Annotated in this window: 17 protein-coding genes; 6 read left to right on the top strand and 11 right to left on the bottom strand. The window is 60.7% G+C overall.

The window, feature by feature from the left end:
• Window positions 1-78: 78 nt before the first annotated feature.
• Entirely contained in the window at window positions 79-510 is a 432-nt protein-coding gene (locus ASE04_RS00885; protein ID WP_056810468.1) for a hypothetical protein, read from the top strand.
• A gap of 2 nt (window positions 511-512) precedes the next feature.
• Here ASE04_RS00885 and ASE04_RS00890 read toward each other — a convergent pair whose 3' ends face one another.
• Entirely contained in the window at window positions 513-1154 is a 642-nt protein-coding gene (locus tag ASE04_RS00890) for a LysE family translocator (protein ID WP_056810471.1), read from the bottom strand.
• Between the two features lie 202 nt (window positions 1155-1356).
• Here ASE04_RS00890 and ASE04_RS00895 point away from each other — a divergent pair, with 202 nt between their 5' ends.
• Window positions 1357-2541 (top strand): multidrug effflux MFS transporter, encoded by a 1185-nt coding sequence (locus ASE04_RS00895; protein ID WP_156408672.1) that lies wholly within the window; start codon window positions 1357-1359, stop codon window positions 2539-2541.
• A gap of 48 nt (window positions 2542-2589) precedes the next feature.
• On the opposite strand, the gene ASE04_RS00900 is transcribed toward ASE04_RS00895, so the two are convergent.
• Entirely contained in the window at window positions 2590-3813 is a 1224-nt protein-coding gene (locus tag ASE04_RS00900) for an argininosuccinate synthase (protein WP_056810478.1), read from the bottom strand.
• A 186-nt stretch (window positions 3814-3999) separates the two neighbouring features.
• Here ASE04_RS00900 and ASE04_RS00905 point away from each other — a divergent pair, with 186 nt between their 5' ends.
• Both ASE04_RS00905 and ASE04_RS00910 read left to right on the top strand, forming a co-directional pair.
• Complete coding sequence (locus tag ASE04_RS00905) at window positions 4000-4854, top strand: SDR family NAD(P)-dependent oxidoreductase (RefSeq protein WP_056810481.1); 855 nt, start codon at window positions 4000-4002, stop codon at window positions 4852-4854.
• 78 nt (window positions 4855-4932) lie between these two features.
• Window positions 4933-5574, top strand: a complete 642-nt coding sequence (locus ASE04_RS00910) for a LysE family translocator (protein ID WP_056810484.1) — start codon at window positions 4933-4935, stop codon at window positions 5572-5574.
• A gap of 47 nt (window positions 5575-5621) precedes the next feature.
• On the opposite strand, the gene ASE04_RS00915 is transcribed toward ASE04_RS00910, so the two are convergent.
• The 5 genes from ASE04_RS00915 to ASE04_RS00935 all read right to left on the bottom strand — a co-directional run bounded on the left by ASE04_RS00915 (window position 5622) and on the right by ASE04_RS00935 (window position 10622).
• Window positions 5622-6416 carry an ABC transporter ATP-binding protein gene (locus tag ASE04_RS00915; protein WP_056810487.1) on the bottom strand — a complete coding sequence of 265 codons (795 nt, stop codon included), beginning with the start codon at window positions 6414-6416 and terminating at the stop codon, window positions 5622-5624.
• A complete protein-coding gene (locus ASE04_RS00920; RefSeq protein ID WP_056810490.1) occupies window positions 6413-7294 on the bottom strand; it encodes an ABC transporter permease in 882 nt (293 codons plus the stop codon). Before ASE04_RS00920 ends, ASE04_RS00915 begins: the two co-directional genes overlap by 4 nt.
• 258 nt (window positions 7295-7552) lie before the next feature.
• Window positions 7553-8506 carry an ABC transporter substrate-binding protein gene (locus ASE04_RS00925; protein WP_056810493.1) on the bottom strand — a complete coding sequence of 318 codons (954 nt, stop codon included), beginning with the start codon at window positions 8504-8506 and terminating at the stop codon, window positions 7553-7555.
• A gap of 94 nt (window positions 8507-8600) precedes the next feature.
• A complete protein-coding gene (gene rlmN / locus ASE04_RS00930; RefSeq protein WP_056810496.1) occupies window positions 8601-9836 on the bottom strand; it encodes a 23S rRNA (adenine(2503)-C(2))-methyltransferase RlmN in 1236 nt (411 codons plus the stop codon).
• Between the two features lie 228 nt (window positions 9837-10064).
• Complete coding sequence (locus tag ASE04_RS00935) at window positions 10065-10622, bottom strand: invasion associated locus B family protein (RefSeq protein ID WP_056810499.1); 558 nt, start codon at window positions 10620-10622, stop codon at window positions 10065-10067.
• Between the two features lie 333 nt (window positions 10623-10955).
• Here ASE04_RS00935 and ASE04_RS00940 point away from each other — a divergent pair, with 333 nt between their 5' ends.
• On the top strand, window positions 10956-11516 hold the full coding sequence (locus ASE04_RS00940; RefSeq protein ID WP_056810503.1) for a sigma-70 family RNA polymerase sigma factor: 561 nt from the start codon (window positions 10956-10958) through the stop codon (window positions 11514-11516).
• Here ASE04_RS00940 and ASE04_RS00945 read toward each other — a convergent pair whose 3' ends face one another.
• Together ASE04_RS00945 and ASE04_RS00950 are read right to left on the bottom strand one after the other, a co-directional pair.
• Complete coding sequence (locus ASE04_RS00945) at window positions 11517-11906, bottom strand: YkvA family protein (protein ID WP_056810507.1); 390 nt, start codon at window positions 11904-11906, stop codon at window positions 11517-11519. It abuts the gene before it with no gap.
• Window positions 11907-11958: 52 nt separating this feature from the next.
• Entirely contained in the window at window positions 11959-12264 is a 306-nt protein-coding gene (locus ASE04_RS00950) for a 4a-hydroxytetrahydrobiopterin dehydratase (RefSeq protein WP_056810510.1), read from the bottom strand.
• A 36-nt stretch (window positions 12265-12300) separates the two neighbouring features.
• Between ASE04_RS00950 and ASE04_RS00955 the strand changes: the two genes are divergently transcribed.
• Complete coding sequence (locus ASE04_RS00955) at window positions 12301-12774, top strand: low molecular weight protein-tyrosine-phosphatase (RefSeq protein WP_056810512.1); 474 nt, start codon at window positions 12301-12303, stop codon at window positions 12772-12774.
• Here ASE04_RS00955 and thpR read toward each other — a convergent pair.
• Together thpR and ASE04_RS00965 are read right to left on the bottom strand one after the other, a co-directional pair.
• A complete protein-coding gene (gene thpR / locus ASE04_RS00960) occupies window positions 12708-13301 on the bottom strand; it encodes an RNA 2',3'-cyclic phosphodiesterase (protein WP_056810515.1) in 594 nt (197 codons plus the stop codon). The genes ASE04_RS00955 and thpR overlap by 67 nt on opposite strands.
• Before the next feature lie 68 nt (window positions 13302-13369).
• Window positions 13370-14014 (bottom strand): arylesterase, encoded by a 645-nt coding sequence (locus tag ASE04_RS00965; protein WP_056810518.1) that lies wholly within the window; start codon window positions 14012-14014, stop codon window positions 13370-13372.
• Between the last annotated feature and the right edge of the window lie 28 nt (window positions 14015-14042).

Genomic DNA, 14042 nt, shown 5'->3' on the forward strand with positions numbered 1-14042 from the left:
ACTAATCGTTAACGATTGACGTACGTCCGCCACGCGCGGTAATTTCAGGCATCATCTTATTGCAAGTGGATACACGCCATGGAAATCCTTTCTGTGCGGTCTTCGCCGTATTTTCTTTTCAAGAGAAACCAAGACAATTCCAGTTATTACAACGAATTAGAAGAACAGCTCGGCACCAAGATAAAGGCTTCATCATCCTTCCAGATCGATGATACCAACGCGGAAACACCCGATTTTTCCGCGATCAGCGCCAGCGAACTGCGCCAGTATGCGAGGCAGAGCTTCGATGCCGGCACAATTGATCAGGATACGTTTGCAGCGATCTCCGAACCGCTGCCGATGCGAACCATCGACCCGTCAGGCAACATCCTCGACCTGTCGGACGTGACCGACGCAACGACCTTCAATTTCCGGGACTATTACAAGGATCAGCTGCAGATCGCGAACTCGATCGGCGACCCCGAAACGGTCGCGCGGCTCAATTCGGTCGTCAGCTTTCTCGACGTCTGATCTCAGGCCTTACGCCATCCAAGCAGGCCGGGCGTCGCATGCCAGAGCGCCTGCGCGGCAAAGCCCATGAAGAGCACGCCGGAGCAGCGCACGATCAGCCGTTCGTGCGCACGGTAGAACCGCCGTACCGTTCCCGCGCCGATGATGGTGATCAGGATCATGTCGGCGACGATGAAGCCAAGGAACGAAACCGCCAGCAGGATGGGCAGTGTATGAAACTGCAGCGCGCTCGCCGAGCCCGCGACGAGGGCGGTAAACGTCGCCAGGGCCACCGGGTATCCCTTGGGATTGGTGACGCCGAAGATCAGGCCGCGACGGAACGGTCGCTCCACCACCATCAACGCCTGTCCCTCGCCCTTCGGCTTTGCCCGCACCGCATTCCAGCCGATCCAGGCAAGATAAAAACCACAGAGCAGACCAAGCGCGTCGAATACGAAGGTCCCGATCGTCTTTGCCCCAATGATCGCGATCAGCGCCAGCGATGCCCACAGCAGATCGCCGACCAGATGGCCGCTGACGAACATTGCCCCGGCACGGCGGCCCTGCCCGGCGCCGATGCCGAGCAAAGCAAGGAAGGCAGGCCCGGGAATGAGCACATAGAGAAGGGCTGCCAGAAAGGCGCCCGCGAGCAAGGATTGGGTCATCGAGAAACTCCGGAAAGGTCAGCCGCAGCTTATGCGCCAATCGAAAGGCGTCAAGCTGTCATGACGATCCATCAGATTTTTGAATTGCCGGATCACGCGGCTTCCGACAGAAGGAAAGCCGCAGCCATCGTGCTGAACGCGCACGCCACCAGAACCGAGTATCCCTATGCCCCCATTCCGGATGAGCGAGCGGCGAACGAGCATGCTCGGCGCGCTCCTCGCAACCATCGGCCCGATCTCGATGTCGATCTACACGCCAGCAATGCCGGAACTCGTCCATGCGTTCCAGACGTCCGACTCTGCGATCAAGATGACGCTGTCAGTCTATTTCGCCGGCTTCTCGGTGGCACAACTGCTTGCCGGCCCGCTCTCGGATGCCTTCGGCCGTCGCGCGGCGACGCTGCTGTTCATCGGCATCTATGTGATCGGCAGCCTGCTTGCCGCCTTTGCGCCCGGCATCGAGTGGCTGCTTGCCGGTCGCCTGATCCAGGGCGTCGGCGCCTCTGTCGGGATAACGGTGGCGCGCGCCATCGTCCGCGACCAGTTCACCGGGACGGAAGCCTCACGCATCATGAACTTGATCGGCATCATGATCGCTATCGGGCCGGCCGTAGCGCCGACGATCGGCGGGCTGGCGCTGGCGGCCTTTGGCTGGCAGTCGGTCTTCTTCCTGCTGATCGGCTTCGGACTGCTGATCTGTTTCGGGGTGATCGTCTTCATGCGCGAAACAAGCACGCCGGATCCGCGACGCGCACTTCCGGTTCCGCTGTTTCGCGCCTATCTGGAGCTTGCCCGCGAAAGCCGCTTCGTCTCCGCCTCGCTTGTCCTCGGCGGCTCGATCGGCGCGCTTTACGCGCAGGCGACGCTGCTACCCTTCATTCTCATCAAGGTCGTCGGCCTGTCACCGACCGCCTTCGGCCTGGGCATGCTGATGCAGTCGGGGTCCTATTTCCTGGGCTCCGTCTGCCTTCGCTACGCGGCACCCCGCTTGGGTGACGACGGTTCCGTGCGCGTCGGGCTTGGCCTGCTTGGGCTCGCCGGCATCATGATCGCGCTGTCAGTCCACTTCGTCACGCCGTCCTATCTCTCGATCATGGGGCCGATCGCATTCCTGGCCTTCGGATTGGCGTTCCTGACGCCGCATGTGACGACATCGGGCCTCTACCCCTTCCCGCATATCGCCGGCTCGGCATCCGCGATGATGGGCTTTATTCAGATGGGTGGCGGCTTTGCAGGCGGCGTCGCGGGTTCGCTCATCGGTACGCCGCTGCTCGCCTTCGGAACCGTGGTCCCGATCATGGCGCTGATTTCGATCATGAGCTACGTCTGGTTCGTGCGTGCCTCGCAACGCGCAGCAAAGCTCCCTCACGCCACGACGGATAAATGAAAAGGCCCGCACGAGGCGGGCCTTCGATATCCAGCAGACTGCTCTCGATTACTTCGAGAGGTTGCGCTTGGCGAGCGTGCGCAGACGCAGCGCGTTGAGCTTGATGAAGCCGGCGGCGTCCTTCTGGTCGTAGGCGCCCTGGTCGTCTTCGAAGGTAACCAGCTTGTCGGAATAGAGCGACTTGTCGCTCTCGCGGCCGGTGACCATGACGTTGCCCTTGTAGAGCTTGAGCGTGACTTCGCCTTCGACATGCTCCTGGCTCTTGTCGATCAGCGCCTGCAGCATTTCGCGCTCCGGCGAGAACCAGAAGCCGTAATAGATCAGCTCAGCGTAGCGCGGCATGATCTCGTCCTTGAGGTGGGCTGCACCCCGGTCGAGCGTGATGGATTCGATGGCGCGGTGCGCGGCAAGCAGGATCGTGCCGCCGGGGGTCTCGTAGACGCCGCGCGACTTCATGCCGACATAGCGGTTCTCGACGAGGTCGAGGCGGCCGATACCGTTGTCGCGGCCGTAATTGTTGAGCGCAGCCAGCAGCGTCGCCGGGCTCATGCGCACGCCGTTGATCGAGACGGCATCACCCTTCTCGAAGCCGACCTTGATAACAGTGGCCTTGTCGGGTGCGGCTTCCGGCGAGATCGTGCGCATGTGCACGTATTCGGGAGCCTCGACAGCCGGATCTTCCAGAACCTTGCCCTCGGAAGAGGAGTGCAGCAGGTTGGCGTCGACCGAGAACGGCGCTTCGCCCTTCTTGTCCTTGGCAACCGGGATCTGGTGGGCTTCGGCAAAGGCGAGCAGGTCGGTACGCGACTTGAACGACCAGTCGCGCCAGGGCGCGATGATCTTGATGTCGGGGTTCAGCGCATAGGCCGAGAGCTCGAAGCGGACCTGGTCGTTGCCCTTGCCGGTGGCGCCGTGAGCAATGGCGTCGGCGCCGGTCTTCTTGGCGATGTCGATCAGGTGCTTGGAGATCAGCGGACGGGCGATCGAGGTGCCGAGCAGGTAGACGCCTTCATAGACGGCATTGGCGCGGAACATCGGGAAGACGAAATCGCGCACGAATTCTTCGCGCACATCCTCGACGTAGATCTCCTTGATGCCGAGCATCTCGGCCTTCTTGCGCGCCGGCTCGAGCTCTTCGCCCTGCCCGAGGTCGGCCGTGAAGGTCACGACTTCGGCGCCGAGTTCGGTCTGCAGCCACTTCAGGATGATCGAGGTGTCGAGACCGCCGGAATAGGCGAGGACGACTTTCTTTACGTCTTTGTGCGATGCCATGATGATGAGGTCCGTTGCAAAGGGGCAGCGGTAAACCCGCCGAGCCCGGTCTGGCGGGCACTTTTAGCGAGATCGGCGCAGGACGCAAGGGCAAGGGCTGCCATCGGCGGCTCGGATAGTATTTGACAGGGCGAAAGCGCAACCCATATCTGCCAGCGTCCTGACAATGCTGAGGAGATGCCGGCCATGACAAGAATCCAAGACATCATCAAGAAATCCAATGTCGCCGTCATCACCGGCGGCGCTTCCGGCATCGGGCTTGCGGCGGCAAAACATTTCGCGCGCGCCGGCATGAGCGTCGCTATCGCCGATCTCGGCGGCGACCGGCTGGCAGCTGCGGCGGACGAACTGAAGGCGATCTCGGGAGAGGAACATGTGCTCGCCGTCGAAACCGACGTCGCGCAAAAGGATTCGCTGGAAGCGCTTGAACGGACCGTGATCCAGCGCTTGGGCCGCGTACATGTTCTGATGAACAATGCCGGCATCGGCCCCGAGACCTCGATCTTCAGCGCGCAAGCCAACTGGGACAGCCTCCTCGGCGTCAACCTGCTCGGCGTCATCAACGGCGTCAGGACCTTCGGCCAGCATATGCTGTCGCACGGCGAACCGGGTCTGATCATCAACACAGGGTCCAAGCAGGGCATCACCACGCCGCCCGGCAATCCGGCCTACAACGTCTCGAAAGCCGGCGTGAAGGTGTTCACCGAAGCGCTCGAGCACGAGTTGCGCAACACCGAGGGCTCGAAGATCTCCGCCCACCTGCTGATCCCTGGCTTCGTCTTCACCGGCCTCACCAAGGGCGATCGCGCCGAAAAGCCGGCGGCCGCATGGACGTCGGAACAGACCGTCGATTTCATGATCGAAAGCCTGGAGCGCGGCGATTTCTACATCCTTTGCCCCGATAACGACGTCGCTCGCGACCTGGACGAACGCCGCATGGCCTGGGCAATGGGCGACATCATCGAAAACCGCCCGCCGTTGTCGCGTTGGCACAAGGACTATTCCGACAAGTTCAAAACCTATCTCGAACAGAAGGAATAGGTTCTATTAGAAGGTTTGATTAGACATTCTCTGGAAGCCGGATAAAAGCAACCACGTTTCCGGCTTTCAGAGTAGACCATGGATTTCCTGCCCGACTTCACCACGCTTCTCGCCTTCGCTGCCGCGACCCTTCTGCTTGCAGCGACACCCGGTCCAGACATGACGCTTTCCATCAGCCGCGCACTGGCGCAGGGCAAGAAGGCGGCGTTGTTTGTGGTTCTCGGCACGAGCCTCGGCATCGTCGTTCATACCATGCTGGTTGCCTTCGGCGTTTCGGCACTGATCACCGCATCCCCGACAGCATTCCTGATCCTGAAGACCGGCGGCGCGGCCTATCTGCTGTGGCTTGCCGTCCAGGCGGTTCGCTACGGCTCAAAGTTTTCGGTCAACAAGGTGGAAGCCTCGAAGGGCACGCCGCTTGCCAATATCTCCTCGGGCTTCTGGGTCAACCTCCTGAACCCGAAGGTCATCATCTTCTTCATGACCTTCCTGCCGCAGTTCGTCAGCGCCGGCGATCCCGCCGTGACGCAGAAGCTGCTTTTCCTCGGCTTCTGCTTCATCGTGATCGGAATTCCCGTCAACGCGGCCGTCGTCTTTGCGGCCGACGGACTGTCGAGCTGGCTACAGACCAACAAGAGGATCTTGCGCGGCATGGACTTCACCTTCGCCGGCGTCTTCTCCGTCTTCGCGGCAAAAATCCTGCTGACACAGGCGCGCTAGAGTAAGCAAAGCCGGGAAGCGCTGGCCTCCCGGAACATTATCTACCTTTAGCCGATCAGCAGCGCGTCGTCGTCGAGCGTCTGGCCGCGCATCTTGCGGAACATGTCGATCAGGTCCTCGACCTGCAGGTCCTTGCGGTTGTCTCCGCTGACGTCGAGCACGATCTCGCCGCCATGCAGCATAATCGTGCGGTGGCCATAGTCCAACGCCTGACGCATGGAGTGCGTGACCATCAGCGTCGTCAGCTTGCGCTCCGAGACGATCTTCTGCGTAAGTCCCATGACGAATTCAGCCATGCCGGGATCGAGCGCCGCGGTATGCTCGTCGAGCAGCAGCACTTCGGAGCCGGCAAGCGTCGCCATGACAAGCGACACCGCCTGCCTCTGACCGCCTGAAAGCAAGTCCATCCGATCCCGCATCCGGTTCTCGAGGCCGAGATTGAGTTCGGCAATCCGCTCGCGGAAATGCTCGCGCCGCTTCGGGCCGAGCGCGGATGTAAGCCCGCGAGTTTCACCGCGACGCGCCGCAAGCGCAAGGTTCTCCTCGATCGACAACGCGCCGCAGCTTCCCGTCAACGGATCCTGGAAAACGCGCGCGACGAGGCCGGCGCGAGCAGCCGTCGACTTTCGCGTGACATCGGCGTGGCCGATCAGGACCTGGCCTTCGCTGGCAAGCACATCGCCGGCGAGCACGCCGAGCAGCGTCGATTTGCCCGCTCCGTTCGAGCCGATGACCGTGACGAACGAGCCTTCCTCGATCGTCAGGCTGACGCCGTTCAATGCCTGCTTCTGCAGCGGCGTGCCCTTGCCGAACACGACCTTGATATCCTTGAGCGTAATCACGATGCAGCACCTCCGCGACGGAGACGGGGAAGAATGAGCGCGATCGTGACCAGCACGGCCGTTACGAAATTGAGGTCGGACGCCTGCAAGCCGATGACATCAGTCGACAGCGCAAGCTGGATAGCGATACGATAGAGGATCGAACCGAGCACGCAGCCGATCAACGCGATCAGCAGTCCGCGCCGGCCGAGCAGCGTTTCGCCGATGATGACAGCCGCGAGGCCGACAACGATCGTACCAACGCCGGAGGTGACATCCGCAAAGCCGTTTGTCTGCGCAAACAACGCGCCGCCCAACGCAACAAGGGCGTTGGAGAGCGCCATGCCGAGATAGATCTGCCGGCTGGTATCGACGCCCTGCGCGCGGGCCATGCGGGCATTCGCGCCGGTCGCGCGCATCGCCAGACCGGAATCGCTTTCGAGGTAACGCCAGACGACGATGACGGCGACAATGACGAGGACACCGACGAAGAGCGGACGAACGTAAAAGTCTCGCAGACCATGGCCGAAGAACGGGCTGATCATCGTGTCGGCATTGATCAGCGCGACGTTCGGCTTGCCCATGACGCGAAGATTGACCGAGAACAGCGCGATCATCGTCAGGATCGATGCCAGCAGGTTGAGGATCTTGAACCGCACATTGAGCATCGCGGTCACCATGCCGGCGGCAGCGCCCGCGATCATGGCGACCAGCGCCGCCAACCAGGCATTGACGCCCGCGATGATCAGAACCGCCGTTACCGCGGCACCCAGCGGGAAAGAACCGTCAACCGTCAAATCCGGAAAATCCAGCACACGGAATGCAAGGTAAACGCCGAGCGCGACAAAGGCATAGACCAGCCCCAGCTCCACGGCTCCCCAGAATGCGATCTGACTCAAGGCTCTTGCCCTTTCTTCCTATTGGTGCGTGCTCTTGAACGTAGGAGACACGCAGACCCCCTCTGGCCTGCCGGCCATCTCCCCCACAAGGGGGAGAAGACCCGTGGCGCCCGGCTGCCTCGATTGGAGCTCGGCGGTGCAGCTAGGTTAAGCCATCCCCCTTGTAGGGAGGGTTGGGAGGGGTCTTCATCTCTATGCGATCAGCCGCCCCCGTGCAAACGGGAGCGGCTGATCATTCAGGTCTCTATGGCGACTGGCTTAGTCGATCGTCTTCGTCGCGCGCTTCAGCACGCTTTCCGGCAGCGTCACGCCCATCTTGGCGGCGGCGCCCTTGTTGATGACGAGATCGCTACCAGCAGCAACCTTGACCGGAATGTCGCCCGGGTTTTCACCCTTGAGGATGCGAACGACGATCTCGCCGGTCTGCTTGCCGACATCGTAATAGTTGAAGCCGAGCGCCGCGATCGAACCACGCGAGACGGAATCCGTGTCGGCCGTGAAGAGCGGCAGCTTTGCTTCCTCGGCAACGGCAACGGCGCCTTCCAGTGCGGAGATAATGGTGTTGTCGGTCGGAACGTAAATCGCATCGGCACGCCCGACGAGCGCGCGGGCAGCGCCCTGCACTTCGGCGGACTTGGTCGCGGCGGACTCGACGACCTTGAGGCCAGCCTTCTCGGCTTCCACCTTCAGGACGGCGAGCAGCGATACCGAGTTGGCTTCACCCGAGTTGTAGAGGTATCCGATCGTCTTGGCGTTCGGCAGGATTTCCTTGATCAGCGCGACATGCTCGGCGACCGGCGACATGTCGGACAGGCCGGTGACGTTGCCGCCGGGCTTGTCCATGTTCTTGACCAGCTGCGCGCCGAGGGGATCGGACACGGCGGTAAAGACAACCGGGATATCGCGCGTCGAGGAAACGACGGCCTGAGCCGATGGCGTGGAAATCGGCACGATAACGTTCGGGCCCTCGCCTGCGAACTGGCGCGCAATCTGCGCAGCCGTTGCCGGGTTGCCCTGGGCCGACTCGAACATGAACTTCAGGTTCTCGCCTTCCTTGTAGCCGGCAGCCGTCAGTACATCGAGGACACCCTTGCGTGCCGCATCGAGAGCCGGATGCTCGACGATCGCCGTGACAGCGACGGTCACGTCTTCGGCCTTGGCAGGCAGGGTCAGGGCCAGCGTGGCCGCGACAGCAAGCAGAATTGAACGCATTGGGTATCCTCCAAGTATGATTTTGGCCTGCTTCTAGAAAAAGCAGGCCATGAAATCAATCATTAGAAAACACTGAACGGATCAAACTTGCTGATCAATCATCCGCGCCGTGGTTGGCGATCATCATCGCCTCGAATGCCAGACGCTCGGTCTTGCGCATGCGCTCCGATTCCGACTTCAGCTGGCCGCAGGCTGCGAGAATGTCGCGGCCGCGCGGCGTGCGGATCGGCGAGGCATAGCCGGCCGAGTTGATGAAATCGGCGAATTTCTCGATCTGCGCCCAGTCGGAACACTGGTAGTTGGTGCCCGGCCACGGGTTGAACGGAATGAGGTTGATCTTCGCCGGCACGCCCTTGAGCAGCTGGATCAGTCCCTTGGCGTCCTCGAGGCTGTCGTTGACGTCCTTCAGCATCACATATTCGAAGGTGATGCGCCGGGCGTTCGACAGGCCGGGATACGTCCGGCAGGCATCGATCAGTTCCTTCAGCGGATACTTCTTGTTGATCGGCACGAGGATGTCGCGCAGATCGTCACGCACGGCATGCAGCGAGATCGCCAGCATCACGCCGATCTCATCGCCGGTGCGGAAGATTTCAGGCACGACGCCCGAGGTCGAGAGCGTCACGCGACGCTTGGAGAGCGACAGCCCGTCGCCATCGGTCGCGATCAACAATGCCTGCTTGACGGCATCGAAATTGTAGAGCGGCTCGCCCATGCCCATCATCACGATATTGCTGACCTTGCGGCCCTCTGCCGGCATGATCGTGCCCTGCGGCGCTTCGCGATCGGGGAAATCGCCCAGCCGATCGCGAGCCAGCAGCAGCTGCGACAGGATTTCTTCCGCCGTCAGGTTGCGCACCAGGCGCTGCGTGCCGGTGTGACAGAAAGAACAGGTAAGCGTGCAGCCGACCTGGCTGGAGATGCAGAGCGTGCCGCGGCCTTCTTCAGGAATATAGACAGCCTCGATCTCGACCGGACGCCCTGCACCGCGCGGCGGAAAACGCAGCAGCCACTTGCGGGTGCCGTCGTTGGAGACCTGCTCCTCGACGATCTCGGGGCGTGCGATGGTGAAATGCGTCTTCAGCGTCTCGCGCATGTCCTTGGAGATATTGGCCATGTGGTCGAAGTCGGAGACCCCGCGCACATAGATCCAGTTCCAAAGCTGCGCGACGCGCATCTTGATCTGCTTCTCGGGCACGCCCCTTTCGCGCAGCGCGGCGCCCATCTCTTCACGGCTGAGGCCGATCAGCGAGGGCTTCAGCCCAGCGTCGGCACCGCCGGTCGCTGCGCCCAAAGGCTTGGTAACAGTCATCGCATCCATGACGGACATAGTCTCTAATCCCGAATTCAACATGCGACCGCCCCGGAAAGCCGGATGACTTGCGGGTAGGAAGGGCATGGTGGCAGAAATTGAATGCGGAGCATACGGCAAGAACCGCGATCTATCCGCTGTTGCGCGGGCCTTTAGCATCATTTTTGCCGCGCGTCACTATAGATGAAAACGACGAAGGCCGGCACAAGGCCGGCCTTCTGAAATTTCATCGCTCTCGCGGAACGCTTACTTGCAGCTTTCGATCTGCTTCAGCGAGGCCGAAATACCGGCCAGCGAATAGCTGTAGGAGGTCTGGGTGCCCTTGCGCGAGGTGGCGTTGACGGTCATCGAGTGGCCGCCCTTCATGGCGGCGACGAGCGCCGGCTCCTGCGCTGCGTTCTCGACCCAGCCGGCCTTGTCCTTGGTGAACATCACGAAGGTCTTGTTGTCGATGACGACGTCGATCTTGGAGCTTTCCTTGACCGTATAGCCCATCATCGCCTGCGGCTCGTACGAGATGTTCTGGCCGGGACGCTGCGACACGATGAAGAAGTTCTCGCCGTGATCGATGTTGGCCGGCTTCTTTTCGGTCGGGACGGACAGCACGTAGCAGACAGTGCTCGCGCCGGACTTGTAGGAATAGGCGCCCCAGGCCTGGAACTGCTGGATGCGGGTCGGCGCGGAAGAAGCGGCGGCAGCCGGTTGCTGCGCTGCCTGGGCAGCGGGCTTCTTGGACTGAGCGGATGCAACGCCGGCGCCGGCCAGAACGAGGGAAAGGGCGATTGCGGTACTTCTTACAAACATGGATATCCTGCCGGTTCTTGCGATTCGAGCCCGAAACAAGCGGGCGGCGCGTAGTCACGATCTGCTTTATTTTGACTTAATTCAGGTTACCAAAGCGTCAACACAGACCGCAAGAAGTGCCTGCCTGTGTCATTTCCGCCCGAGTGTCAATGTTGAGCGCTGGAACCTCGCTCGAGATGTGCGATCAGACAGAGGTGCCAAATAGGCGCCCTGAGGAAATTTAAGACATAAAGATTCAGGCAAGAGTTTGACCTTTCCCAAATCCGTTGTAGGTCATTAAGGTATTGGAAATCCGGTAAGGAATTCGCCGAGCCAGGGGGCTTTTGACGGAATATGGATGCGGAGGAAAAACAGCGCTTCGCTGCCCTTGCCAGGGCGGTCGCGGAACGCCGTGACCAGCAAGCGTTCGCTGTCCTTTTTGACTATTTCGCGCCGCGCCTCAAATCTTGGTTACTGCGCCAGAAAATGCCTAACGACGAAGCCGAGGAACTCGTCCAGGACGTGATGACGGTGCTTTGGCACAAGGCAGGCCTTTACGACTCTGCCCGCTCGTCACTGTCGACCTGGCTCTTCCGCATTGCCCGCAATCGCCGCATCGATCTTTTGAGACGAAGCCGAGCCCGCAATCTCGACCAGTCCGACCCGACGCTGCAGCCGGTGGCTGATATCGGGGCGGATGAACTGGTGGCCAATGACGATCGCGATGCGCTTGTCCGTGCCGCGGTCGGCCGGCTGCCTGAAGAACAGCGTGAGATGCTGAAGGCTGCCTTCTTTCTGGGGCAATCCCATTCCCAGATCGCGGAGGCGACCGGGCTCCCGCTCGGCACGGTCAAATCGCGCATACGGCTCGCGTTCGGCAAGCTGAAGAAGCTGCTCGAAGTCGAAGGCGTTTAATCAGACAGTCTTCATGCCCTGAGGTTCGTCGGCAAGCGCGCTGTCCGCGGCCGAATAGTGGTCCGGCTTCATGTGGCGGCTGACCATGGCAAAGGCCGCCGACAGGACCGCGATGTCGTCCGAAAAGCCGATCCCGACGAACACGTCGGGAATCACGTCGAGGGGCAGGACGAAATAGGCAAGCGCCGCTAGCAGAGTGCCGCGGACCTTCAGCGGCGTCTGCGGATCGAGCGCGCAATAAAACGCGGCGACGACATCCCGGGAAAACGGAATCTGTCGAACCGCTTTCCGGAAGGTCGGCCAGAATTTCTTGCGCACTGTCTTCTCCCGGCGAGCCTGCGTATCCTCGTCGCCTGGCAGCAAAATCTCACCGTATTTGACGTCGTCCATTCCGATCAGTCCTCTTGGTCCATGCGCAGATATGGTGATTGATGCGGGCCATTCAATCAACTCGCCCTGCAGCTGCCTTTTCCATAGCGGCCGCCAGCTTGAAGTCGAGCTCGGTCAGGCCGCCTGCGTCGTGCGTGTTGAGCTTCACGTCGACCCGCGAATAGACGTTGAACCATTCGGGATGATGGTTGAGCTTCTCGGCGGTCAGGGCCGCTTCGGTCATGAAGCCGAACGCCTGGACAAAGCTGCCGAACTTGAAGCTCTTGGAGATCGAGGCTGCTTCCCCATCCACAGACCAACCATCGAGCTTGGCGAGTTCCTGCTGAATTGCCGTCCGTTCCAGTTTTTCTCGTTTCATGCGATTGTCCTCCTCGTTTCCAGATAACGGTTCTCTATGAAACGCGTCAGCATCCTCTTTGTTTGTACCGGAAATATATGCCGGTCGCCGCTTGCCGAAGGCATCATGTCACATCTCGCGGCAGGAGCCGGCATCGGTCACGACGTCGTTGTCGACTCGGTCGGCACGGACGGGTGGCATGTCGGCGACCCACCCGATCGCAGATCGATCGTTGTGGCAAGGCGACATGGCGTTGATCTGTCGAACCAGCGCGCCAGGCGCGTGACGCCACATGACATCGACAGTTTCGATATCATTCTCGGCATGGACCGGACGCATGTCGCAGGCTTGCGGCGACTAGCGCCCGACGCCCGCAACGTCTTCCTGTTCGGCGATCACGCTCTCGGAACCGGCGAGGATATCGCCGATCCCTATTATGGCTCGGAGCGTGATTTCGAGCAGGTCTATGCCAGGCTCTTGACCGGTTGCAGGAAGCTGCTGGCAGCGCTCGGCGCCGACAGGGGCTCGTGAAGAGGAAAGATCTCTTCCGTCAGATACGGCCCGCCTCCGACGGAATCCCGCGAGGAGAGAAGCACGAAACGCGGCACGGTAAACTGCGTCGTCTGGAAATTCCCGCGACCCGCGAGATAGTGGACGACATCATCGACACGCGCCGACTTCATTCGCGCCAATGTGACGTGCGGCATGAACTTGCGTGGATCCGGGGGAAGCCCGATCCGCTGGCAAATGCGTTCGATTTCGGCCTGCAAAGCGTTCATTTCCGGGGAAGGAGAAACCCCTGCCCACACCGAATGCGGCTTCTTGGAACCGAATGATCCGATCCCATCCAGCCGAATTTGAAATTCGGGGCGATCGATGCGATCGAGACGGTCGACAACCTCATCTGCGGTCCGGCCATCGACATCGCCGATGAAGCGTAACGTGATGTGATAGTTCTCGACGTCGATCCAGCGAGCACCAGGGAGACCACCGCGCAACAAAGAGAGGCTCATCGCCGCATTACGCGGAATTTCGAGGGCGGTAAACAGTCTCGGCATAACGAGCACTCCCCGAATCTTTTGCAGATGCTCACACGGAATCACGCATTGCCCACCCGCGCAAGTCCCTAATTCTTCACAGTAGAAATCGTTCCAATGAATTGCGTGATAGCCGGCTCCATCTTCTGAACCATCACATCGACGCCCTTGCTGTTCGGGTGCATACCATCCTCAAGCTTGAGGCCGGCATCAAGAACAACCCCGTCGAGGAAAAACGGATAGAGCGCAACACCATGTTTTCTGGCGAGTTTTTCATAAATTGGATTAAACCGGGCAGCATAGTCGCCGCCCATGTTCGGCGGCGCCATCATGCCGACGAGCAAGACGGCAATTCCGCGTTCCTTTAGCCGGGCAAGCATTTCATCCAGATTCTTTTCGCTCTGTTCCGGAGCGATCCCGCGCAGGGCATCGTTGGCGCCAAGCTCGAGAATCACCCCATCGGTACCGTCAGGAACCGACCAATCGATTCGCGCAAGCCCGCCGCTCGTGGTGTCGCCGGAGACGCCTGCGTTGGCAATCGTCACGTCCACGCCCTTCGCTTTCAACGCCGCCTGCATTTTCTCCGGAAAGCCATCGCCCGGCGGCAGTTGATACCCTGCCATCAGGCTGTCCCCGAAACCGACCAGGGCTATGGTTCGTGCATTAACGACTGTCGAGAACAGCAGGGCGGCTGCAATGACAGCGATGTGAAGGCCGGCAACTTTAAAACTCATTCCGCTTTCCCTAGATTGGGCCGAAGAC

This window comes from Rhizobium sp. Root708 (genome assembly GCF_001429725.1).
Classification (GTDB): domain Bacteria; phylum Pseudomonadota; class Alphaproteobacteria; order Rhizobiales; family Rhizobiaceae; genus Rhizobium.